At 63.1% G+C, this 23,638-nt stretch carries 20 protein-coding genes and 2 tRNA genes; 8 read left to right on the top strand and 14 right to left on the bottom strand.

Going from position 1 to position 23,638, the window contains the following annotated elements; translation table 11 throughout:
- Positions 1 to 118: 118 nt before the first annotated feature.
- From KFO72_RS30915 to gloB, 7 genes are all read right to left on the bottom strand, one after another.
- Positions 119 to 625 (bottom strand): DUF4149 domain-containing protein, encoded by a 507-nt coding sequence (locus KFO72_RS30915; RefSeq protein WP_225033717.1) that lies wholly within the window; start codon positions 623 to 625, stop codon positions 119 to 121.
- Positions 626 to 644: 19 nt separating this feature from the next.
- The gene (gene greA, locus KFO72_RS30910; RefSeq protein WP_035990207.1) at positions 645 to 1,121 is read right to left on the bottom strand and encodes a transcription elongation factor GreA; all 477 of its coding nucleotides are present in this window, start codon (positions 1,119 to 1,121) and stop codon (positions 645 to 647) included.
- 152 nt (positions 1,122 to 1,273) lie between these two features.
- Positions 1,274 to 4,528 (bottom strand): carbamoyl-phosphate synthase large subunit, encoded by a 3,255-nt coding sequence (gene carB, locus KFO72_RS30905; protein WP_054934173.1) that lies wholly within the window; start codon positions 4,526 to 4,528, stop codon positions 1,274 to 1,276.
- 158 nt (positions 4,529 to 4,686) lie between these two features.
- Positions 4,687 to 5,841, bottom strand: a complete 1,155-nt coding sequence (carA, locus tag KFO72_RS30900; protein WP_060601658.1) for a glutamine-hydrolyzing carbamoyl-phosphate synthase small subunit — start codon at positions 5,839 to 5,841, stop codon at positions 4,687 to 4,689.
- A gap of 453 nt (positions 5,842 to 6,294) precedes the next feature.
- Complete coding sequence (locus tag KFO72_RS30895; protein WP_225033716.1) at positions 6,295 to 7,539, bottom strand: MFS transporter; 1,245 nt, start codon at positions 7,537 to 7,539, stop codon at positions 6,295 to 6,297.
- Positions 7,540 to 7,783: 244 nt separating this feature from the next.
- Complete coding sequence (locus tag KFO72_RS30890) at positions 7,784 to 9,460, bottom strand: transglycosylase SLT domain-containing protein (protein WP_060602744.1); 1,677 nt, start codon at positions 9,458 to 9,460, stop codon at positions 7,784 to 7,786.
- Between the two features lie 155 nt (positions 9,461 to 9,615).
- Positions 9,616 to 10,407 (bottom strand): hydroxyacylglutathione hydrolase, encoded by a 792-nt coding sequence (gloB, locus tag KFO72_RS30885; RefSeq protein WP_054934189.1) that lies wholly within the window; start codon positions 10,405 to 10,407, stop codon positions 9,616 to 9,618.
- Positions 10,408 to 10,426: 19 nt separating this feature from the next.
- On the opposite strand from gloB, the gene KFO72_RS30880 reads away from it, so the two are divergent.
- The 4 genes from KFO72_RS30880 (at position 10,427) to KFO72_RS30865 (ending at position 12,624) form a co-directional block, all read left to right on the top strand.
- Positions 10,427 to 11,242, top strand: coding sequence for a class I SAM-dependent methyltransferase (locus tag KFO72_RS30880; protein WP_060601664.1), 816 nt, complete (start codon positions 10,427 to 10,429; stop codon positions 11,240 to 11,242).
- A complete protein-coding gene (gene rnhA, locus KFO72_RS30875) occupies positions 11,239 to 11,685 on the top strand; it encodes a ribonuclease HI (protein WP_054934169.1) in 447 nt (148 codons plus the stop codon). The genes KFO72_RS30880 and rnhA overlap by 4 nt, the downstream gene beginning before the upstream one ends.
- A gap of 66 nt (positions 11,686 to 11,751) precedes the next feature.
- Entirely contained in the window at positions 11,752 to 12,501 is a 750-nt protein-coding gene (gene dnaQ / locus KFO72_RS30870; protein ID WP_054934168.1) for a DNA polymerase III subunit epsilon, read from the top strand.
- A gap of 48 nt (positions 12,502 to 12,549) precedes the next feature.
- Positions 12,550 to 12,624, top strand: a tRNA-Val gene (locus KFO72_RS30865).
- A gap of 108 nt (positions 12,625 to 12,732) precedes the next feature.
- Here the strand turns inward: KFO72_RS30865 and KFO72_RS30860 are convergent.
- The 3 genes from KFO72_RS30860 to KFO72_RS30850 form a co-directional block, all read right to left on the bottom strand.
- Entirely contained in the window at positions 12,733 to 13,182 is a 450-nt protein-coding gene (locus KFO72_RS30860; protein ID WP_225033715.1) for a DUF2214 family protein, read from the bottom strand.
- Positions 13,183 to 13,275: 93 nt separating this feature from the next.
- Complete coding sequence (locus tag KFO72_RS30855; protein WP_060601669.1) at positions 13,276 to 14,133, bottom strand: hypothetical protein; 858 nt, start codon at positions 14,131 to 14,133, stop codon at positions 13,276 to 13,278.
- Positions 14,134 to 14,381: 248 nt separating this feature from the next.
- Positions 14,382 to 15,446 (bottom strand): glycosyltransferase family 4 protein, encoded by a 1,065-nt coding sequence (locus tag KFO72_RS30850; RefSeq protein ID WP_054934166.1) that lies wholly within the window; start codon positions 15,444 to 15,446, stop codon positions 14,382 to 14,384.
- A 738-nt stretch (positions 15,447 to 16,184) separates the two neighbouring features.
- On the opposite strand from KFO72_RS30850, the gene KFO72_RS30845 reads away from it, so the two are divergent.
- Positions 16,185 to 18,020, top strand: coding sequence for an ABC transporter ATP-binding protein (locus tag KFO72_RS30845; RefSeq protein ID WP_060601671.1), 1,836 nt, complete (start codon positions 16,185 to 16,187; stop codon positions 18,018 to 18,020).
- Between the two features lie 92 nt (positions 18,021 to 18,112).
- Here the strand turns inward: KFO72_RS30845 and otsA are convergent, their stop codons facing one another.
- Both otsA and otsB read right to left on the bottom strand, forming a co-directional pair.
- Entirely contained in the window at positions 18,113 to 19,534 is a 1,422-nt protein-coding gene (gene otsA, locus KFO72_RS30840) for an alpha,alpha-trehalose-phosphate synthase (UDP-forming) (protein WP_225033714.1), read from the bottom strand.
- Positions 19,535 to 19,586: 52 nt separating this feature from the next.
- Positions 19,587 to 20,336 (bottom strand): trehalose-phosphatase, encoded by a 750-nt coding sequence (gene otsB / locus KFO72_RS30835; protein ID WP_054934163.1) that lies wholly within the window; start codon positions 20,334 to 20,336, stop codon positions 19,587 to 19,589.
- Between the two features lie 430 nt (positions 20,337 to 20,766).
- Here otsB and KFO72_RS30830 point away from each other — a divergent pair, with 430 nt between their 5' ends.
- Genes KFO72_RS30830 through KFO72_RS30820 form a run of 3 tightly spaced genes read left to right on the top strand, consistent with a single transcriptional unit; the run spans position 20,767 to position 22,756 of the window.
- Positions 20,767 to 21,360: an SCO family protein gene (locus KFO72_RS30830; RefSeq protein WP_054934162.1), complete on the top strand. Its 594-nt coding sequence runs from the start codon at positions 20,767 to 20,769 to the stop codon at positions 21,358 to 21,360.
- Between the two features lie 17 nt (positions 21,361 to 21,377).
- Positions 21,378 to 21,857 carry a copper chaperone PCu(A)C gene (locus KFO72_RS30825; RefSeq protein WP_054934161.1) on the top strand — a complete coding sequence of 160 codons (480 nt, stop codon included), beginning with the start codon at positions 21,378 to 21,380 and terminating at the stop codon, positions 21,855 to 21,857.
- A gap of 20 nt (positions 21,858 to 21,877) precedes the next feature.
- Positions 21,878 to 22,756, top strand: coding sequence for a cytochrome c oxidase assembly protein (locus KFO72_RS30820; RefSeq protein WP_225033713.1), 879 nt, complete (start codon positions 21,878 to 21,880; stop codon positions 22,754 to 22,756).
- Between the two features lie 29 nt (positions 22,757 to 22,785).
- Here KFO72_RS30820 and KFO72_RS30815 read toward each other — a convergent pair whose 3' ends face one another.
- Together KFO72_RS30815 and KFO72_RS30810 are read right to left on the bottom strand one after the other, a co-directional pair.
- Positions 22,786 to 23,286, bottom strand: a complete 501-nt coding sequence (locus tag KFO72_RS30815; protein WP_412101812.1) for a GNAT family N-acetyltransferase — start codon at positions 23,284 to 23,286, stop codon at positions 22,786 to 22,788.
- Between the two features lie 72 nt (positions 23,287 to 23,358).
- A tRNA-Cys gene (locus KFO72_RS30810) sits at positions 23,359 to 23,432 on the bottom strand.
- Positions 23,433 to 23,638 lie beyond the last annotated feature (206 nt).

Raw genomic sequence — 23,638 nt, 5'->3', positions numbered from 1 at the left:
GCGCCAGCCGAAGCGGGATTGACGGACACCGACGTCATGCGGCGATCCGCCGCGATTTTTAAGCGCTGTCGGGGCCGGCTGCTCGCTTGCCCGGACGCGTCATTGCCGCCGACGCGCGTTATCCCGCCGTCCGGCCGGCCACACGCCCCGCGCCCCGCTCCACGGCAATGCCCGATTCAGCCGGGAGCTTCCACACGAGCACGATGCCCAACAGGCTTTCGATCAGATAGAACGCACTCGACACGCCGTGCAGCATGCCAAAGCGGCTCGCATAAACAGAGTGGCCGACATCCGTGCCCGCTTCCTGCGCGGCGATGCGCAGCGCATTCATGAACGGCTGCAACGCAAAGTAGCCGACCAGCACGCACACCAGCATGCCGGCAATCAGCCAGCGTAGACGTCGATACGCATCGCCGCCGCGCCGGACCAGCAGATTACACAGCGCAAGCAGCAGCACGCCGCACACCACGCCGATCACACCTTCGATGCGAAACAGCTGCGCCGCGACCGCGCCCGCCGTCATGCGGTCGAGCGACGTGAACAGCACGGGCGCCACGGCATAGCCAATGGTCAGCAAACTGCCGACCCAAACGACCGTCAACAGGCGGAACAGACGATGCGGCACCGAAGACACGGCAACCGCCTCAGATGTAACGGACCGCGATGATCTCGTATTCGCGCACGCCGCCCGGCGCCTGCACCGACGCGACATCGCCTTCCGTCTTGCCGATCAGCGCGCGCGCGATCGGCGAGCTGACGGAAATCAGGCCGTGCTCGAGATCGGCTTCGTCGTCGCCGACGATTTGATAGGTAACCGAATCACCCGAATCCAGATCTTCCAGATCGACCGTCGCGGCGAACACGACGCGGCCTTCCGCGTCGAGCGCGGACGGGTCGATGATTTGCGCGGCCGCCAGCTTCGACTCGATCTCAGCGATACGGCCTTCGATAAACCCTTGCTTCTCTTTCGCAGCGTCGTACTCGGCGTTTTCCGACAGATCGCCTTGGGCACGCGCTTCCGCGATCGAATTGATGACGGACGGACGCTCGACCGATTTCAGGCGCTGCAACTCGTCGCGCAGTTGGTCTGCGCCGCGCTTCGTCAATGGAATAGTGCTCATAAACAACTCTTTGGCAAAAGACAGCCACAAAAAAAATCACCGCGGTTAAGTGCATCCCGGTACGGTGCGCAAACGTGGCACAAAGCCCGATCTGACACCTTAGGGACGCCGCTTAACCGCGGCACTTACGTCTTCGACAGAAATCTGAAGCCTTAGTTTAGGCGAGCGTGGAGTCCTTGTAAATCATAGACTTCCAGATCCTTCAGATAACGCAAGCCTTCAACGGCGGCACGCGCGCCCGACATCGTCGTGTAGTACGTGACCTTGTTCGCTTGCGCGCTCATGCGGATCGAACGCGAATCGGCGATGGCTGCGCGCGTTTCGTCGACAGTCGTGAAGACGAGTGCGATCTCGCCGTTCTTGATCATGTCGACGATGTGCGGACGGCCGTCCTTCACCTTGTTGACGACCTTCACGGGGACGCCGGCCGCTTCGATGGCGGCCGCCGTGCCCTTCGTCGCGACGAGCGGATAGCCCAACTCATGCAGCATACGCGCGACTTCGACGGCCTTCGGCTTGTCGGCGTCCATCACGGTCAACAGCACCGTGCCCGTCTCCGGCAGACGCGAACCCGCTGCGAGTTGCGACTTGAACAGCGCCTCGCCGAAGGTTTGGCCGACGCCCATCACTTCGCCCGTCGAACGCATTTCGGGTCCGAGCACCGGATCGACCGCCGGGAACTTGACGAACGGGAATACGGCTTCCTTTACGCTGAAGTACGGCGGAATCACTTCCTTCGTCACGCCCTGCTGCGCGAGCTTCTGACCGACCATCGCGCGCGCTGCGATCTTCGCGAGCGGCAGGCTGGTGGCCTTCGACACGTACGGCACCGTGCGCGAGGCGCGCGGGTTCACTTCGAGCACGTAGATGACGTCCAGCTTCGAGCCGTCCGCCTGCGGCACCTGCTGGATCGCGAACTGCACGTTCATCAGGCCGACCACGTTCAGCGCCTTCGCCATCGCGCCCGTCTGACGCTTGAGCTCAGCAACGGTCTCCTTCGACAGCGAGTACGGCGGCAGCGAGCAAGCCGAGTCGCCCGAGTGCACGCCTGCCTGTTCGATGTGCTCCATCACGCCGCCGATGAACACCGTGTCGCCGTCCGAGATGCAGTCCACATCGCATTCGATCGCATCGTTCAGGAAGCGATCGAGCAGCACGGGCGAATCGTTCGACACCTTCACGGCCTCGCGCATGTAGCGCTCGAGGTCGCGCGGCTCGTGGACGATTTCCATCGCGCGGCCGCCCAGCACGTACGACGGACGCACGACGAGCGGATAGCCGATTTCGTCGGCGAGCTTCAGCGCCTCGTCTTCGGCGCGCGCGGTGCGGTTGGGCGGCTGACGCAGACCGAGGTCCTGCAGCAGCTTCTGGAAACGCTCGCGGTCTTCCGCGGCGTCGATCATGTCCGGCGACGTGCCGACGATAGGCACGCCGTTCGCCTCCAGATCCAATGCGAGCTTCAGCGGCGTCTGACCGCCGTACTGAACGATCACGCCGAGCGGCTTTTCCTTGTCGACGATTTCGAGCACGTCTTCGAGCGTCAGCGGCTCGAAGTACAGACGGTCAGACGTGTCGTAGTCGGTCGAAACGGTTTCAGGGTTGCAGTTGACCATGATCGTTTCGTAGCCGTCCTCGCGCATGGCGAGCGCGGCGTGCACGCAGCAGTAGTCGAACTCGATGCCCTGGCCGATCCGGTTCGGGCCGCCGCCCAGCACCATGATCTTCTTGTTGTTCGTCGGGTTCGCCTCGCACTCTTCTTCGTACGTCGAGTACATGTACGCCGTCTTCGTCGCGAACTCGGCCGCGCAGGTATCGACGCGCTTGTACACGGGGCGCACGTTCAGTTCGATACGGCGCTTGCGGACGTCCGGACCCGTCACGCCGAGCAGCTTGCCAAGACGGCGATCCGAGAAGCCGCTCTGCTTCAGATACTTCAGCTCTTCCTTCGTGAGGCTTGCGAGCGTGCGGCCTTCGAGCGCCTTTTCCTTGCGGATGATCTCTTCGATCTGCGCGAGGAACCACGGGTCGATCGCCGTTTCCTCGAAGATTTCCTGTTGCGTCAGGCCGAGGCGGAACGCGTCGCCGACATACCAGATGCGGTCCGGACCGGCTTCGCCGATCTCGCGGATCACTTCGTCGCGGCTGGTGGTCTTTTCGTCCAGACCGTCGACGCCCACTTCCAGACCGCGCAGCGCCTTCTGGAACGATTCCTGGAACGTGCGGCCGATCGCCATCACTTCGCCGACCGACTTCATCTGCGTGGTCAGACGCGGATCGGCTTCGCGGAATTTTTCGAACGCGAAACGCGGAATCTTGGTGACGACGTAATCGATGGTCGGTTCGAACGACGCCGGCGTCTGACCGCCCGTGATTTCGTTCTTCAGCTCGTCCAGCGTATAGCCGACGGCGAGTTTCGCCGCGACCTTCGCGATCGGGAAGCCCGTCGCCTTCGAAGCCAAAGCCGATGAACGCGACACGCGCGGGTTCATTTCGATGACGATCATCCGGCCATCGACGGGATTGATCGAGAACTGCACGTTCGAGCCGCCCGTATCGACGCCGATCTCGCGCAGCACCGCGAGCGATGCATTACGCAGGATCTGATATTCCTTGTCGGTGAGCGTCTGCGCCGGCGCGACGGTGATCGAGTCGCCCGTGTGAATGCCCATCGGGTCGAGGTTTTCGATCGAGCAAACGATGATGCAGTTGTCCTTTTTATCGCGGACCACTTCCATCTCGTACTCTTTCCAGCCGAGCAGCGATTCTTCGATCAGCAGTTCGCGCGTCGGCGACAGATCGAGGCCGCGCTTGCAGATCTCTTCGAATTCCTCGCGGTTGTACGCGATGCCGCCGCCCGAGCCGCCGAGCGTGAACGACGGCCGAATCACGATCGGGTAGCCGCTGCCGCCCGTGAAGGCAGCGATTTCGGCGTGCACGGCCATCGCTTCTTCCATCGAATGCGCGATGCCCGACTTCGCCGAGCCCAGGCCGATCTTCGTCATCGCGTCCTTGAACTTCTGACGGTCTTCGGCCTTGTCGATCGCTTCCGGCGACGCGCCGATCAGTTCGACCTTGTACTTTTCCAGCACGCCGTGGTGATGCAGATCGAGCGCGCAGTTCAGCGCGGTCTGGCCACCCATCGTCGGCAGGATCGCGTCCGGGCGCTCCTTCGCGATGATGCGCTCGACCACTTCCCACGTGATCGGCTCGATATACGTGACGTCGGCCGTGTTCGGGTCGGTCATGATCGTCGCCGGATTGCTGTTGACGAGAATGACCTTGTAGCCTTCCTCACGCAATGCCTTGCACGCCTGCGCGCCCGAGTAGTCGAACTCGCACGCCTGGCCGATGATGATCGGACCCGCGCCGATAATGAGGATGCTCTTGATGTCTGTCCGCTTGGGCATAACGCTCTCGCTAATGTATTCCTGAGTTCTTACTGTTGGCGCACCGGCGTTGTGCCGCCCGGACCGGCCCGTGGAGGCTTGGCCGAACGGCGTCGCGGGGCGCGCCTTTTTTCCCGTCGCTGTGCGCGACGTTTTGCAGGCGTTCCTGCGTTCCTGCTTTACGCCGCTGCCGAGTTATTGCCCTTCGCCTCGTCCATCAACGCAGTGAAGCGGTCGAACAGATAGGCGACGTCGTTCGGACCCGGCGATGCTTCCGGGTGACCCTGGAAGCAGAATGCCGGCTTGTCCGTCAGCGCGAAGCCTTGCAGCGTGCCGTCGAACAGCGACACGTGCGTCACCTTCGCGTTGGCGGGCAGCGTGTCGGCGTCGACCGCGAAACCGTGGTTCTGGGACGTGATCACGACGCGACCGTCGCCAAGGTCCTTCACGGGATGATTCGCGCCGTGGTGGCCCGTCTTCATCTTCATCGTCTTCGCGCCGACGGCGAGACCCATGATCTGATGGCCGAGGCAGATGCCGAACGTCGGAATGCCGCGCTCGATGAATTCGCGCGTGGCAGCGATCGCGTAATCGCACGGCTCGGGATCGCCGGGGCCGTTCGACAGGAAGATGCCGTCCGGATTCAGCGCGAGCGCGTCAGCAGCCGTGGCTTGCGCGGGCAGCACCGTGACCTGGCAGCCGCGTTCCGCGAGCATGCGCAGGATGTTGTACTTCACGCCGAAGTCGAACGCGACGACGCGGTAGCGCGGCGTGTTCTGCATGCCGTAGCCGCTGCCGAGACGCCATTCCGTCTGTTTCCATTCGTATGGCTTTTGCGTCGACACGACTTTCGCGAGGTCCATGCCCGCGAGGCCGGGGAACGAGCGCGCGAGTTCAATTGCCTTCGCTTCGTCATCCGAGCCTGCGAGAATCGCGCCGTTTTGCGCGCCCTTGTCGCGCAGCACGCGCGTGAGCTTGCGGGTGTCGATACCGGCGATCGCGACGACGCCTTCCGCCTTCAGGTAATCCGGGAGCGTGCGCTCCATGCGGAAGTTGGACGCGAGAACAGGCAGATCACGGATGATCAGGCCGGCGGCATGGACTTTCGTGGCTTCGACGTCTTCGGCATTCACACCAACATTGCCGATGTGCGGATACGTCAGCGTGACGATCTGGCGCGCGTAGCTGGGGTCGGTCAGGATTTCCTGATAGCCGGTGATGGCCGTATTGAAGACGACTTCACCGATCGTATGACCGGGCGCGCCGATCGAGTAACCACGAAAGACCGTGCCGTCGGCGAGCGCGAGCAGAGCGGGAGAAAATGACGGCAACACGGGAGACTCCTTGGGGAGCACCCTGTTGCCGACCTGTCTATCCGACCGTGCGGGCCGCGGCGAGGCGCATCATTCGATGCGCGCGCAGGCTCGCTCGCGTTGTCGCTGTTCGTGGAGGGTCGCACAGGCGCCGCGGAGCTCGCAGTCGGCCCATTGTGTAGGCGAACTGGCTGTTGCGGGCCGCTGGCGACGGTAGCCGGGAGTATTCACTCATGAAAAACAACCGGGACTACAACGAAACGCGGCGGATGAACGGTATGGGAGAGGTAGGCGCTAGGGTGCGGGTTGATAAGCTCAAACCTTGAAATTATAGCCTGAAACGACCCTTCTCTTCAAATCCGAGATAGGTGACGGCGCGGCGAAGCGGCTGCTACCGGACGCTTCGGGAATCATCAGCGCGCAGCGCAGCCGCTGGCCGGGCCCTTCACCACGTATCAGGATATGCCCGGCAGCTTACGGCTGATGTTCGGCGTGCACGTGCGCCGGACTTTTGGCCAGCACGCGGCTCGGCAGCACGTACCAGATGGCGCTCGCCAGTTGCAGCGCAACCAGAATGCCCCACGCGGTCAGATGCGCGGCGGGCGGATAGTGTCCGTCGACGGGCGTCCAGCGCGACAGCACCGCGCCCACGCCAATCTGGAAACCGAAGATCAGCAGGAAAATAATCAGCGTGAGCGTGGTATTCGCACGCCCGATCAGATGCGGCGGGAAATGGCGCGCGAGCACCGCATAACTCAGAATGCCGACGCCGCCGAAAATCCCGTAAGCCGCCCACAGCAATCCTGCCGGCAGCGGTGCACGCAGCATGATCAGCAGTTGCGTGATAACGAAAAGCACCATGCCGACGCCGCAAAACGCATACAGCGACAGCCCGCGCCGCTCCATGCTGCGCGCCGCCGCGCCGAAGCCGACACAGCCGGCCATCATCGCGAAGCCGAGCACCGAGACGAACGCGGCCGCTTCATGCGACTGCAAGCCCGCTACGTCGCGCAACCACGCGCCCACCCACAGCGACTGCATGGCGTAGAACACGCCTTGCGTGACGACCGAGAACGACGCGATCTTCCAGAACGCCGCGCTGCGCAGGATATGCCACGTGCCCTTGAACTGGCTGACGAGGCTGGCCTGATGGTGCGTCTCCCTCGTTTCGGGCGCGAACGCCCAGAGCATCGCCGCCACGACGATCGTGAGAATGACGAGCCCAACGCAGACGGTGCGCCAGCTCGCCAGCGTCAGCAGCCACGTCAACGGCGAACCGACCACGACGCCGCCCAGACCGCCGACGGCCATCACGAGCCCATTGATCAGCGGCAGGCGTGCCGCCGGGAAATGTTGCGCCAGCGCCTTGAACGCGCCACCGAGGCACACCGACACGCCGACGCCAATCAGCAGCCGACCGACCATCATCGTCCCGACGCCGTGCGCGGCGCCGAATACGCCAATGCCTGCGGCGGCGAACAGCAGCATCCCTGCCGTCACGCGACGCGCGCCGTAGTGATCGAGCAGCACGCCCGCAGGCAGTTGCGCGCCCGCGAAGCCGAGGAAATACAGGCTGGTCAGCAAACCGAGATCGGCGGCTGTCAAGCCGAGCTCGTGCGTGATCAGCGGCGCGAAACCGAGATTCACGCCACGAAACACATACGAGACGAAGTAGCCGGCGGAGAACAGGAGAAAAACACGAAGCGGCGTCGAGAGCATGAGGCGTCAGCGAGTTGGCCCAGCGGGCCCGAGGGTGAACGATAGCCTAATCATGTCCATCGTGTCGCAAGACCGCGCATCGCGTACGGGCTCCTTTATGGATTCCCGCAGGCACAGGTCGGTGGAAATGAAAACGCCGTCACCTCAGGTGACGGCGTCAAGGAAAACGAGGAGAGATCGGAGCGCACTTCATACGCTGCCCCCGCAGCGCATGTTCGGTCATCCTCGAGAAGGCCGCTGTTGTTTACTTGCCCTTCTTCGCGCTGGCCGAGACCTTGTGGCGGCTACCAGTATCGGCCTTCGACGCCTTGCCAGCCGCTTCCGTCGAAACCTTCGTCACCTTGCCTTTTGCGGCAGCAGGCTTGCTAACCGGTTCCGACACCTTCACCACGCCAGTGTGGCCGCGGCCTCGTTTCTTATCGTAGCGCGATTCCGATTTCGTGTCTGCGACCTGGGCGCTGGCCTTCTCGACACCGCCGCCGACGGGCACCGTCGCCAGCTTCTGCGGACCCGGCTCGCTCGGCATCGCCTTGCCGACGGGGACATGCAGCACGACGACCTGGCCCGGCATGACGAGGTCGCGCTTCGTCCGGTTCCACGCCTTCAACTGACCAACCGATACGTCGTAACGATCCGCGATCATCGCCATTGACTGCTTGCGCCGCACGCGGATCAGCATCTTGCGTGTGTCGGGCACGTCCGGCTCGATCGCGAGCACGGCGCTTTCGGCGACGTCTGCACTGATGTCTTCGTCGTCGTCATCGGCGCGCGGCACGACGATCGTCGACCCCGGCTTCAGGCGCATGCCGGCCGGAATCTTGTTGACGGCCATCAGCGTGTCGGGATCGACGCCGATCTTTTCGGCAATCGCAGCCGGACGCGAGCGCTCGGTGACCGTATAGGTCGTCCACGACGATAGCGAACCCGTGTACGACTTCAGATTGCGCTCGAACGCGCTGGCGTTGTCGAACGGCAGCAGGATCTGCGGCTGCGTCGCGCCCAGAATGACCGGCTTCTTGAACGACGGATTCAACGAACGGAATTCGTCCGGCGTCATGTTCGCGAGCTTCGCCGCGGTGTCGACGTCGATATCGTGCGAAGTCGTCACTGTCACGAAGTACGGGTGATTCGGGATGGACGGCAGCGTGAGCCCGTAGACCTGCGGGTTCATCACGATGTTCTTGACCGCCTGCAGTTTCGGCACGTAGTTGCGCGTTTCCATCGGCATGCGCAGGCTCTGATAGTCCGTCGGCAGACCGGCCGCCTCGTTGCGCGCGATCGCGCGCTGCACGTTGCCCTCGCCCCAGTTATACGCGGCAAGCGCCAGATACCAGTCGCCGAACATATCGTGCAGACGCGACAGATAGTCGAGCGCGGCACTGGTGGAAGCGAGCACGTCGCGTCGCTCGTCCTGCCACATGTTCTGCTTGAGGTTGTACGTGCGGCCCGTGCCCGGCACGAACTGCCACATGCCCGCCGCCTTCGCGACCGACAGCGCCTGCGGGTTATACGCGGACTCGATGAACGGCAGGAGCGCCAGCTCGGTCGGCATATGGCGCGCTTCCAGCTCTTCGACGATGTGATACAGATACTTTTGCGACCGTTCGGTCATGCGCTGGACGTAGTCCGGGCGCTGCGCATACCAGTTGACCTGCATGTCGACGAGGTCCGTCTGCAGGTCGGGCATCTGAAAACCACGGCGGATACGGCCCCAGAGATCGCTGTCCGCGCTCGTCAACTGGTCGACGGAACCCTGGTCGACGTTAATCGTTTCTTTGGCAGTGGCAGTCTTGCGAAGGGCGTCGGCTACGGCTTGCTGGCTGGCGGGATCGGAAGCAGTGGGAAGGCTGTTCGTTGCTGGCCCTTGGCTCGCGCAGGCGGCGAGCGTCAGGACCAACAACGCGCTAAAGATAAATCTCATGAACGTCTCGGCTTCCAAAAGGGCTGGAATTTGCAGCCGATAGTACGAAAGACCGCCCTTTCCGTCAATCAGAATAATGTGAAAAACGTAGCCAAATCTGAGGCTTGGCGTTTGTTTCTACGATTCGGATGAGCATATCCCCATGATTTACCAGGTCAGCGGAACCTGTTCTTCCATTCCCGCATCAACGTGAAGGCGGCCAACCGATCCGGCACCGATTCATGCAACTGCTCGGCGAGGGTCGCCTGAACTGTCGGCTCGCCCGCCCGCAGGAACGGATTGACGGCGCGTTCGTGAGCGATCGTCGTGGGCAGCGTCGGCACGTGGCGCGCGCGCAGATCCGTCGCTTCGTCGCGCCAGGCTTGCAGCTTCGCGTTGTCCGGCTCGCACGCGAGCGCGAAGCGGATGTTCGACAGCGTGTATTCGTGTGCGCAGTGCACTTCCGTCTCGCCGGGCAAACCGGCGAGCGCGTCGAGCGAGTTCAGCATCTGTGCGGGCGTGCCCTCGAACAGCCGGCCGCAACCGCACGCGAACAGCGTGTCGCCGCAGAACACGTGCGGCGTGCCGCGCGGATCGCCCGCCTGGAAATACGCGATATGGCCGCGGGTGTGACCGGGCACATCGAGAATCGTGAAACTGAGTGCCGGCGCGGCGATGTGCACTTCGTCGCCCTGCTTGAGGCGCTCCGTCAGGTACGGAATCGCTTCTCCGGCGGGGCCGTAGACGGGCACAACCTGGCCATCCAGCAGATCGGCCACTCCGCCGACGTGGTCGGCATGATGGTGCGTGAGTAAAATAGCGCTCAGCCGCCATCCCCGTTTTGCCAGATAAGCCTTCACCGGGGCGGCGTCGCCCGGATCGACGACGACGGCGTGATGGCCGTCCGACACGACCCAGATGTAATTGTCATCAAACGCCGGGACTGGTACGTACTCGAGCGAATTCATAGGCGACGCATTCTTCAACATGTCTGACCGTTCGATTATAGACTGGCCTGCCTGGACCACCTCCCCGCCCGGACGCTATGTGCTGGAGTGGGAGCAGGCGCAGCTCGACCGCGTCGTGTCCGACGTATTCGGCTATCACGCGCTGCAGCTGGGCCTGCCGCAACTCGACGCGCTCCGCGAGAACCGCATGCCCTGCCGAGGCCTCGTGCTCGACGCAGAGAGCGGCGCGAGCGCACCTTACACGTTTCCGCGCGGCGTCGCGGGCGGGCTGCCCGGGCGCCACGCGCCGTCCGGACGCAGCGCCGTCTGGTGCGATCTGCTCGATCTGCCGTTCGAGGCGCAGAGCGTCGATCTGATCGTGATGCCGCACACGCTGGAGTTCACGCGCGATCCACACCGCCTGCTGCGCGAAGCCGAACGCGTGCTGATGCCAGAAGGTCAGTTGATCATTCTCGGCTTCAATTCATTGTCGCTGTGGGGCGCGCGGCAATCGGTCGGCAAGGTCACGGGGCGGCCCTTCGTGCCCGCGGCGCATGACCTGATCGCGTTCACGCGTCTGAAGGACTGGATCAAGCTGCTCGGTTTCGACCTTGAACGCGGACGCTTCGGCTGCTATCGTCCGCCCCTCGTCGGCGAAAAATGGCTGTCGCGCTATGAGTTCATGGAAGCCGCCGGCGACCGCTGGTGGCCAATTTTCGGCGCCGTCTACATGGTCACGGCGATCAAGCGCGTGCGCGGCATGCGCCTCGTCGGTCCGCTGAAAGTCAAGAAGCCCGTGCTGGCCGCCGGCCTCGCGCCCGCCGCCACGCCCAACACCCGCAACAAGGCAAAATGAGTTCTGATCTGATCGAAATCTTCACCGACGGCGCCTGCAAGGGCAATCCCGGTCCCGGCGGCTGGGGTGCGCTGCTGCGCTACGGCGCGCAGGAAAAAGAACTGTTCGGCGGCGAAGCGAACACGACCAACAACCGCATGGAACTGATGGCTGTGATCGCCGCGCTCGAAGCATTGAAGCGCCCATGCAAGGCGATCGTCCACACGGACTCGCAGTACGTGCAGAAAGGCATCAGCGAATGGATTCACGGGTGGAAAAAGAAAGGCTGGGTGACGGCTGCCAAGGCGCCCGTGAAAAACGCGGATCTCTGGAAGCGGCTCGACGCGCTCACGCAGCAACATGAACTCGAATGGCGCTGGGTCAAGGGGCATGCGGGGCATCCCGAGAACGAGCGGGCGGACCAACTCGCCAATCGAGGCGTGGCCTCGCTGGCACAGCTTTGATTGTCAGCAGCGCATACAGGCACGCTCCATTCTTTTCACGCATCAACACAAACAGGCAACACCGACATGCGTCAAATCATCCTCGATACGGAAACGACAGGACTGAATGCGAAGAGCGGCGACCGGATTATCGAAATTGGCTGCGTCGAGCTGGTGAACCGCCGGCTGACGGGCAACAACCTGCACTTCTACGTCAATCCCGAGCGCGACAGTGATCCGGGCGCGCTGGCCGTACACGGACTGACCACAGAATTCCTGCGCGACAAGCCCAAATTCGCGGAGATCGCCGACGCGCTGCGCGACTTCGTGGCGGGCGCGGAACTCATCATCCACAACGCGCCCTTCGATATCGGCTTTCTCAACGCCGAGTTTTCGCTGCTGGGCTTGCCGCCGTTCACCGAGCATTGCGGCGAGGTGATCGACACGCTCGTGCGCGCAAAGTCGATGTTCCCGGGCAAGCGCAATTCGCTCGACGCCCTGTGCGATCGCTTCGGCATCAGCAATGCACATCGCACGCTGCACGGCGCGCTGCTCGACTCGGAACTGCTCGCCGAGGTGTACCTCGCGATGACGCGCGGCCAGGAAAGCCTCGTGATCGACATGATCGGCGAAGCGGCAGCGGGCCATGCAGACGGCGCCAAGCGAGTGAAGCTCGATACGCTCGAACTCATCGTGCTGACGGCGACGGAAGACGAACTGGCCGAACACGAAGCATTGCTCGATGGTCTCGACAAATCGGTGAAGGGCACGAGCGTGTGGCGCACCCAACCCGCTGTGGAAGATGTCGCCGCGACAGCGGATACGCAAATCGCTTAAAAAGTACTTGTCGAAGTCTAAAAGAGCTGACATAATGCACAGCTCTTCGGGTGGTTAGCTCAGCGGTAGAGCACTGCCTTCACACGGCAGGGGTCACTGGTTCGATCCCAGTACTACCCACCAGAATTTCTGGTGTTGGTAAAGACGAACACCGAAGAATCGAGGGCTTAGGTTTAACGACCTAAGCCCTTTTTCATTTTCTCCGCTCCGTTTTGTTGCCTGCCGCAACAACTACGCGCCAATCCCGCGCGCCATGCCCGACGCGGCGAACACCATCACGACGAGCAGAATGGACTGCCAGTGCCCCGTTCGGGCAAAGCGGCGGGCGCGGGAAAGATCCGGACTCTCGCCGTTTCTGACGGCGAGACGCCAGCGAATCAAGGTCATCATCGGCGCGATCTCAAAAGCGAAGATCAGCACGAGCGCCGCCATCTTCACGTGAAAGAGCGGCTCATGCAGGTAGTAGTCCGCGCCCTTCTCCAAGCCACCGAACACGCGCATCAAGCCAGTGACGATCAGAACGACGGCCGTGACGCCCCACACGTTGTCCGCGACGAAGACGCGCTGCAGACCGGCCTGGTCGGATAGCTGACGCAGCCCGCGCGTGCGCCCGATGATCGCGGCGAGCGCAAATGCATAACCCAGCAGATGAACAGCGGCCAGCAACCAGCGGATCAACATGGACACCTCCATGAACGATGCAAAGCGGTTGGCGCTTCAGGCCCATGTCGGGCCGAGGGTGCCGGGGCGCGAGGGCCGCGCCCGGAGTGAAAATCAGGCCTGCCGCAGGCTCGCGTCGAGCGCCCGCGCCGCAACGCGATCGCCTTCCGTTGCGAGCGGCGTCCTGAACACCGTCTGCCGGTTGTGTCCGGCGGCAGCGGGTGAATCCCACATCAACTCGACTTTCGGACCGCGCAGCAAGCCGCCGACACCCGCGCGCTCGAGCGTCGCGTGGCCGTTCGAAATGGGTGGCACGGTCGCCGGCTGGGCACCTGACAGATCGACGGCCTGCGCCACGCGCGACACAGGCGCCGCACGCCCGGTTCCGTCATGCCAGCGCAGCGACAGCTCGCGCGCGTCGTACTGGCCGAGCTTGCGGCTTTCGGCCCAGACGATGGCCGTGCGCGTGACGGCATCGATCGAAATCGCAAAGCGGCCGATCGCAAAGCGGCGTGCGGCGATATTCGTGCGCCACAGCGCGCGCGGCCGACAGATCCACACGACCACGGCGTACAGCGTCGGCGCGGCGAGCAGCCAGCCGTTGGTGGCGGCGACCGCGTTGAACGCACGCCGCCAGCCGGCCGCCCAGACGAACGCGCCCACCGACCACACCGCGAACAGCAAACCGAGAAACGCAAACAGGCGCAGCGCCTGACGCAACCATTGCGGCAACGGATGGAACGGCCGCTCGGCGCGCGCCTTCGCGCCCGGCAGGAAAATCAGCAGAAACAGGAAAACGAGGTTGATGCAGGCCCACGGCGACGAAGCCATCGCCCGCAGCGCCGTCAGCGGGTCCATCTCACCCATCGAGAAGAGCCAGCGCGCCAGTATCACGAGACCGATGGCGCGAAGCGCGAACATCGTGCCGGCGCCGGGCGCCGCGCTCGCACGCGTCTGTTTCGTTCTCGCCAAAGCAATCTCCTCATATCGACCGGCTGCGCCGGATTTGCGGCACGGCCATTATAGGGATATTACCGATTCGTCTCACGGTTGCAGGACCACGGACACACACTTTCGATACATTCCCCGCGCGTTTCGCCCCGGCGTGCGGCGCAAATGCAACAACGCCCCGCATGTTCGACACATGCGGGGCGTTGTCGTCCCATCCAACGGACCGCGCAGGCGTTAAGCAACCCGCTCGCGGTCAGCTTCGACGAAGATCAGTTTGCGTTGACTTCGCGCAGCACCGTGCGGCGCTTCGCGTGCAGCAGGTCTTCGTAGGTCTTCAGGTAGTTCTGCGCCATCACCTTCGACGAGAAGCGCGATTCGAACGCCTTGCGCACCTGCGCGCGCGGCAGCTGGTCGAGACGCTTGAGGGCAGCGACGGCGCTGATTTCGTCTTCGACGACGAAGCCCGACACGCCGTTCTCGATCACTTCGGGCACCGAGCCGCGCTTGAATGCGATCACGGGCGTGCCGCATGCCATGGCTTCGATCATCACCAGACCGAACGGCTCCGGCCAGTCGATCGGGAACACCAGTGCATGCGCGTTGCCGAGGAACTCACGCTTTTCGGCCTCGCCGATTTCGCCGATGTACTCGACGTGCGGCAGCGCCATCAGCGGCTTGATGACTTCTTCGTAATACGCGCGGTCGGCCTTGTCGATCTTGGCGGCGACCTTGAGCTTCATGCCTGCCTGGCCGGCGATGCGGATCGCACGGTCGAGGCCCTTCTCCGGCGAAACGCGGCCGAGGAATGCGAGGTAGCCCGGCTCGACGTTGGGGATCGGCGTGAGCACGTTTTCCGGCAGGCCGTGGTACACGGTCGACAACCAGTGCGCCTGTTGCAGCGGCTGGCGCTGGTTGTCCGAGATCGACACCACGGGCACATCGCTGAACGTGTTGAAGACGGGCTGCAGTTCGGGCAGATCGAGACGGCCGTGCATGGTCGTCAGGAACGGCACAGGCTGGCGCGCGAACAGCGAGAACGGGTAGTAGTCGATGTGGAAATGCAGCACGTCGAACTCTTCCGCGCGGCGGCGGACCTCTTCGAGCAGCAACATGTGCGGCGCCATCACGTCGCGGATCGTCGGGTCCAGACGCAACGCCTGCGGCCAGAAGGCTTCGAGCTTCGCGGAGGTTTGCGAATCGCCACTGGCAAAAAGCGTCACGTCATGTCCGAGCTCGACGAGCGCTTCCGTCAGATACGACACGACGCGTTCCGTGCCGCCATAAAGCTTGGGAGGCACCGCCTCGTGCAACGGAGCGATTTGAGCGATTCGCATAGGGAGAACTCCTCGTAAAAAATCAGGCAAAAAGACTGCAGTTTGGAAAAAGCGACTTCGCTTGCTCGCCAGGGCGCCCGGTTCGCATGCAGCCTGAAGCTGCACCGGACACGAGCCTGATTCTTTCGAGAAATTCCTGCGATGGATCGCTTGGTAAGACGCCAGCTTGGTCAATGTCAAAGTCTGTGCTCAAAGCCGTAAACGCGGCTCATGATTCGACGTTGACAAACTGTCAGATATTTCCTGACTCGACCGAGCATGCATTATCGATGCCTGCCTGGCGGACCGGCCCCAACATTTCAAAGTCTTTACGTTGTTACAAACGCGAAACACTTCGCAAACCCTTGTTTTCTCAAGGTGTTTTACAGTGGGAGCGCTGCATCGGCACTGGTGCCGCAAAGCCGTTCGACTGCAGTCATCCAGGACCCGTCTGCGGCGGCTGGAGCTCGATGAGATTCCCCTCGCCGGCTCGTATGCAATCTGTAATTATATCTCGAAAATTCACGCCCCTGTCGTGAACCCCTTGCCCGCTAGCGGGTCAAGGCTGGGAAACCTTACCGGTACGTGTCGCGAAAATAATCGCGCCCCCATTGGCTGTCCCGCCATGCGAAATGGCTTTTGCATGTTTACAATGCGAGGCCTACGCTGGTGTTACGGGCCGTTCCCAGGCACGACCGTTGCACGACCTGAACCCGTTTTCAGACGTCTCAAACCGACACTGACAGACCAAACGAACAATTGGAACATCTCACCATTGCCCAGCGAAACGCCCATAACGCAAAGCTCGCGAGCTATGCGCACCGGCCGCTTGCATTCCTCTTCCGCTTTATCCGCCGCCATCCGGTCGCTCATCTGATCGTGCTGGGCAGCGTGTTCGCGGCCGTGGGCTGTGCGCTCGCTTCGCAATACGCGATCAAACATCTGATCGACGTGCTCGGCGCGGGACGCCATCATCCGGGGCCGCTGTGGGGCGCGTTTGCGATCCTGGTCGGCCTGATCGCCGCCGACAACCTGTTGTGGCGCGTAGGCGGCTGGGTCGCCGCGCATACGTTCGTGGCCGTCACGGGCGATCTGCGCAAGGACCTCTTCCAGTATCTGACGGGCCACTCGCCGACCTATTACGCGGAGAAACAGCCGGGCACGCTGGCGAGCCGCATTACGGCGACCTCGAACGCCGTCTACACGGCCGAAAACACAACCGCGTGGAATGTCCTGCCGCCGTGCATCGCGGTGGTGGGCGCGATCGTGATGATCACCGCCGTCAATCCGCTGATGGCGCTCGGCCTGCTGACCTGCTCGGCGATTTTGTCGGTCGTGTTGTTCAAGCTGGCGGGCCGTGGCTCGGCCCGTCATCACACCTTCGCGAGCAAGGCGGCCGCTGTCGACGGCGAACTCGTCGACGTGATCGGCAACATGGGCCTCGTGCGCGCGTTCGGCATGACGTTCCGCGAGCAGAAGCGCTTCAGCGCGACCGTGAAGTCGGAAATGATCGCGCGCCAGCAAAGCCTGCTGTATCTGGAGAAACTGCGACTGCTGCACGCGGTCATCACGGCGCTGCTGTCGGCGGGGCTGCTCGGCTGGGCGCTGTGGCTGTGGGATCAGGGCAAGGCGACCTCGGGCGACATCGTGCTGGTCAGCTCGCTCGGCTTCACGATCCTCCACGGCACACGCGATCTGGCCGTCGCACTCGTCGACGTGACGCAGCACATCGCGCGTCTCGCGGAGGCCGTCAAGACGCTGCTCGAACCGCACGGCATGCCTGATCACAACGACGCCGTCGAACTCGTCCCGCAAGGCGGCCGCGTAACCTTCGACAAGGTGACGTTTGCGTATCCGAAGCGCCGCCCGATTCTCGATCACTTCGATCTCGACATTCCGGCCGGCCAGCGCGTCGGCCTGATCGGCAAATCGGGCGCGGGCAAGTCGACCGTGCTCGCGCTGCTGCAACGCTTTTATGAAACGCAGGCCGGGCGCATCCTGATCGACGGCCAGGATATCTCGTCGATCTCGCAGGACAGCCTGCGTCACTCGATCGCGCTGGTGCCGCAGGACATTTCGCTGTTCCACCGCACGGTGTACGAAAACATCGCGTACGGCCGGCCCGAGGCGACGCGCGAAGAAGTGCTCGCCGCCGCGCGCGAAGCCCGCTGCACGGACTTTATCGAGGCGATGCCGGAAGGCTTCGATACGATCGTGGGCGACCGCGGCGTGAAGCTGTCGGGTGGTCAGCGCCAACGTATCGCGATTGCGCGCGCGATCCTGAAGAACGCGCCGATCCTGCTGCTCGACGAAGCCACCTCCGCGCTCGACAGCGCGTCAGAAGAAGCGATCCAGAAAGCCCTCGACCGGCTGATGGTCGGCCGCACGGTGATCGCCATCGCACACCGTCTGTCGACGCTGCACAACTTCGACCGCATCATCGTCATGAGCGCGGGCAAGGTGATCGACGACGGCAGCCCCGAAGAGTTGCGCAACCGTCCGGGCCTGTATCGCGATCTGCTGTCGAAGCAGTTCGGCAAGCATTCGACACTGCATGTGGGCGGCAAGAAGTTCGACGAGCAGCACGTCGCGTGAGGCGCTTCTGAACTCGCTTCTGAACTGACACGCCATGAAAAAAGCGGCTTCGATGAAGCGGCTTTTTCTATTGGAACGACAGCGAAAAAAGATCAACCCTCGGCGGCTTCCCGCACCACCCGCTGCGCATCCGGCATCTGCTGCAGGTCGCGCATGAAGTTGTCGCGCCATACGGACACGTTGTTCTCGCGCAGTTGCACCATCATGTCGTCATAGCGCGCCTTGCGTTCGGCAAGCGGCATCGACAGCGCGGCGCCGAGCGCATCGGCCATGCCGTCGACATCGACGGGATTGACGATCAGCGCGCCCGTCAACTCCTGCGCGGCGCCCGCGAAACGCGACAGCACCAGCACGCCGGGATCTTCCGGATCTTGCGCCGACACATACTCTTTCGCGACGAGATTCATCCCGTCGCGCAGCGGCGTCACGTAGCCGACATGCGCGGTGCGAAACAGCGCCGCGAGCACGGGCCGCTCATACTGGCGATGGATATAGCGGATAGGCGTCCAGTCGAGTTCCGCAAAGCGGCCGTTGATGCGCCCCGACTCGCCTTCGAGCTGCAAGCGGATTTCCTGGTACGCGTGCAGATCGGAACGCGTCGGCGGCGCGATTTGCAGGAACGACACCTTGTCGCGGTACGAAGGCGAATGTTCGAGCAGCCGCTCGAACGCGCGGAATCGCTCGACCAGTCCCTTCGAATAATCGAGCCGGTCGACGCTCATGATCAGCTTGCGCGCATGCAGTGTCGCTTCGATCGTGCGCACCGGCTTGTCGCCCTCGCCTGCTTTCGCCAGTTCGGCGATCTCGTCGGGATACACGCCGATCGGATAGGCCGCGGCGCGCAGTGTGCGGCCGAACCCGTGCACGACTGTCGGCCCTTGCGCCGAGGCTTCGATCGAACCGTCTGCCTCGTTGACGATGTAATCGCAGAACGCGCGCAAATCGGGCTTCGTCTGGAAACCGAGCAGATCGAACGAACACAGCGCCTCGACAAGCGCGCGATGCGGCGGAACGGCGAGCAGTACCTGCGACGCCGGAAACGGAATGTGCAGGAAGAAGCCGATGCGGTTCTTCACGCCCGCCGCGCGCAGTGCCTGTGCAAATGGAATCAGATGGTAATCGTGGACCCAGATGACATCGTCGTCGCGCAGCAGCGGCACCAGTTTTTGCGCGAGCCACGTGTTCACGCGGCAGTAGCCTTCGAAATCGTGCCGGTCGTATTGCAGCAGATCGGGCCGGTAATGAAACGCGGGCCACAGCGTCGCGTTCGAAAAGCCGCGGTAATACTGGTCGTAGTCGCGGCGCACGAGGCCGATGGTCGCGAACGTCACCGGGCCGCGCTCTTCGAGCTTGATCTGCGGCTGGCCGCTGCCGGGCACGTCGCCGCTCCACCCGAACCACATGCCGCCCGTTTCCTTCAATGCGTCGTAGACGCCGACGGCGAGGCCGCCCGCCGCGGGGCCGCCTTCCGAAATCGGCGCGACGCGGTTCGATACGATAATCAGTCGGCTCATGACGCGGGGGTTCCGTGCTGTACAGGAGCGAGGCGCGGATGAACGGGTGCCATCATGCGTTGCGCGCCGCCGCGACGATTTCCGACAGCCACGCGAGCAGCGCGCTCACCGAGCCGATGCGCGAGCGCGCGATCGTATCGCCACCGCCGACCTTGATCGACAGACCGCCCTTTTCGTTGACGACCACGAAGCCCTTCTCGTCGGTCAGATCGTCGCCTGCGAACACGGGCGTGCGGCCCGTGAACGGCGGCTCGTCCAGAAAGGCGCGCAGCGCGCGGCCTTTGTCGACGTCCTTCGGCTTGATTTCATAGACCATCTTGCCTGGCTGCAGCACGTAAGCGGCTGGATATTCGGCGACCAGCCGGCTCGTCGCTTCGCGCGCCACCGGCTCGCGGTCGGGTGCGTTGCGATAGTGCAGCGCGAGCGCCGCGCCCTTGATTTCGAGCAGCATGCCGGGATTGGCGTTGACGACTTCGGCGAGCACCTGCTCCATGCGCAGTAGCCGGTCGTCGTTGAAGCCGATGCGCTGCGTGTCGCCGTTCGCATCGCGCCGCTCGGCGCCGTGCAGGCCGGCGATGGGCAGATCGGGCATGCCGAGAAACTGGTCGATGCTGTCGATCCCGCGTCCCGACACGATCGCCACTGCGCCGTTCGTCAGCCGCCGGAGTTCGGTGAGCAAGGCGATCGCCTCGGGTTGGACCAGCACGCCGTCGGGCGTCGGTGCCAGATCGACGAGCGTACCGTCGAAATCGAAGAAAAATGCCGTCTCCGTGGGAGACAGAAAAGCGGGAAGTACTTGCATCGGTGTACGTTGCCTCTCAGCCGCTTGCAGCCGGAAAAGTGTGCGCATCTTACCGCGCATCGGTCGTTTTTTCGAGAAAGTCAGTTTTCGTGCCGCGCGGGCGGGCATTCCGGGCTGCCGGCCGAAAGGACGGGATGCAAAACCCGTACGATCCGGATACGGCCGCCTTTCAATGCGCTGCGGCATATTGACTCGCTTTTTCCCTCACAGGGCCACGGTACAACGACGCGTCTGAAATTGCGATAGAGTCGCAACGGCGCGCGCCGTGGACATGGAATAGCATGAGCCGCGATCGGGTCATGCCAGTCGCAGCGCGCTGCTTGCATCCTGATGTGCGCCCCTGTTCTGAATCGAGTCGTCGAAACAGCCTTTGTTCCCGAAAGCACCTGTGTCCCTCTTGCGCTTCCTCGCCCGGCACGCTCCTGCGCCAATGCGCATCGCTACGCTGGGTGTCGTGCTGTGCGCGGCGCTCGGCAGCGCGGGATGCTCGCATCACGGCGAACCGTGGCAACTGACGGACGTGAGCGGCCATCTGCCCGACCTCGATTTCACGCTGACGGGCGACGACGGCCGGTCCGTCGCGGCGGATACGCTCAAGGGACGCGTGTCGCTCGTGTACTTCGGCTATACGCATTGCCCCGACGTCTGCCCGGAAACGATGGCGCGTCTGATGCAGGTCATCGGCAAGCTCGGGCCCGACGCGCAGAATGTGCGCATCCTGTTCGTCAGCGTCGATCCCGCGCGCGACACGCCCAGCGCGTTGCACGACTACGTCGGCGCATTCGATTCGCAGCATGCGTTCGGTCTGACGGGCACGGATGCACAGATCGAGCAGATGGCAAGGCATTACCGCGTCGCGTATCAGATGGAAAAGCGCGAGCCGAACGGCAATTACGAGGTGACACACAGCTCGGCCGTCTACATCTTCGACGCCCGCAATCGCGCGCGTCTGCTCGCCACGGACCGCGACTCGCCCGACGTCATCGCGCGAGACGTGCGCCGTATCATTGAAGACCAATCCTGATTTCTCACAGGTTCGACATGACACAACAAATCAAAACGCTTTCGAGGATTCACACGCTGGTTTGCGCGGCCGCTTTCGCATGCGTCGCCACGGCCAGCATCGCCGCGCACGCGGCTGACAGCAAGCCGGCCATCGCCGTGCAGAACGCATGGGTCCGCTGGCTGCCGAACAATCTGCCCGCCGCCGCGTACGTCACGCTGACCAACTCGAGCGACAAGCCGATCGATCTCGTCGACGTGTCGAGCGCCGACTACGGCAGCGCGATGCTGCATCAGACGGTGTCGAACGGTTCGACGCAAAAGATGGTGATGGTCGACAAGCTGACGGTGCCCGCGCACGGCCAGGCATCGATCGCGCCGGGCGGCTATCACGTGATGCTCGAAGAGGCGAAGCACAAGATTGCGCCGGGCGATACGGTGCATCTGAAGCTGCAGTTTTCCGACGGCGAAACGCTCGATGCGCCGTTCGCGGTCAAGTCGCCTTCGCAGACCAAGTAGCGGCGCGTGAAGAACCCGCGATGACTTTGCTCTACTGGCTCGAACCCTGGGAGCCGTCGCCGACCGTGGTGATCGTGATGCTGCTCGCCGCGCTGCTGTTCGCGCGTGGCGTGCGCAAGGCGAAGGTGTCGCTGGCGCGGCAGTTGTCGTTCTGGTTCGGGCTGGCAGCGCTCTATGTCGCGCTGCATACGCGGCTCGACTATTTCTTCGAGCATGAGTTCTTCATGCATCGCGCGCAGCATCTGGTGCTGCATCATCTCGGGCCGTTCTTCATCGCGCTGTCCTATCCCGGCGCGGCGCTACGCGCGGGAATCCCATTCGCGTGGCGGCAACGCGTCGTGCGGCCCGTGCTGCAAACGCGCTACGTGCGCGCGACGCTCGGTGTTCTGTTTCATCCCGTCGTCGCCGTCGTTCTTTTCGTTGGACTGATCTATTTCTGGCTGCTCTCGCCGATTCACTTCGTCGCGATGCTCGACTGGCGGCTGTATCGCGTGATGAACTGGAGCATGGTGATCGACGGCTTGATGTTCTGGTGGCTCGTGCTCGATGCACGGCCTGCGCCGCCCGCGCGGCTGTCGCCCGGTCGCCGCGTGCTGCTGGTCGTCGCCGCGATTCCGCCGCAGATCGTGCTCGGCGCGTTCATCTTCTTTTCGCCGCGCGAGCTTTATCCCGTCTATTCGATCTGCGGGCGCGCGTTCACATGGCTCAGTCCGATGCGTGATCAGCAGATCGGCGGGCTGTTGCTATGGATTCCAGGTTCGATGATGAGCGTGATCGGCGCCGTGCTCGCGCTGCGTCACTGGATGAGGCTGTCGGCGCGGGAGCGTCTGCGCGATGAGCGACATGCGCAGGCGCCCGCGCCTGCCCGCGCGCAGCTCGTCGCGCACGCCAACCGTTGATCCGCATTCAGACGCAGCACGAGCAGGCGTCAGGCGGAACGCATCCAGATATGCGGGATGCCGTCTTCTTCGTGCACGTCTGAAATCGGCGCGAAGCCGAATGCGCCATAGAACGGCTGCAGATGGGCCTGCGCATGCAGACGTATGGGCGTGCCGGGCCACTGCGCACGAATATGGCCGAGCACCGTTTCGAGCATCGCGCTGCCGAGGCCTTGTCCACGGAAACCGGCCGTCGTCAGCACGCGGCCGATGCGGATATCGGCGTCTTCGTCATCAGGCAACAGCACGCGCAGATAGCCCGCCAGTTTCGCGCGCGTGCCGGCCGGATACCCGCCGTACGCGAACAGATGCCACGCGTCGATATCGAGTCCATCGACATCGCCATACAGACAGTTCTGCTCGATCACGAAGACGGCTGCGCGAGCGGCCAGCATGTCGTAGACCTCGACGTTCGTCAGATCGTCGAAAACCTTCCAGCGCCATTCGAAAGGAGAAGTCTCTTTGCTCTGCATAGGTTGCTGCCCGGTCATGACGTTGCCCTCATGCGAAACTCCACGCTGAAAAAAGAAAAGCCCCGAAATCTCGGGGCTTTTCTTTGCTTCTGGAGGCGCGAACCGGAGTCGAACCGGTCTAAACGGCTTTGCAGGCCGCTGCATAACCGCTTTGCTATCGCGCCGAAAGCGGACTGCCGAACCGTACTTTGTTGCAGTTGCAACGGCTCGCAGATTTTGTGCGATGACCTGAAAGACACGACATCAGGGCCATCTGCGCTCAATGCTTCTACCGAAGCATCAAACAAAAAGGGAAGCTTGGCTTCCCCCTATGTGTGGAGCGGGAGACGAGTCTCGAACTCGCGACCTCAACCTTGGCAAGGTTGCGCTC

The organism is Paraburkholderia sp. XV (genome assembly GCF_020177535.1).
GTDB classification, from domain to species: Bacteria; Pseudomonadota; Gammaproteobacteria; order Burkholderiales; family Burkholderiaceae; genus Paraburkholderia; species Paraburkholderia caribensis.
The sequence above is the reverse complement of the archived record's forward strand: the minus strand, read 5'-3'. Positions and strand labels throughout refer to the sequence as shown.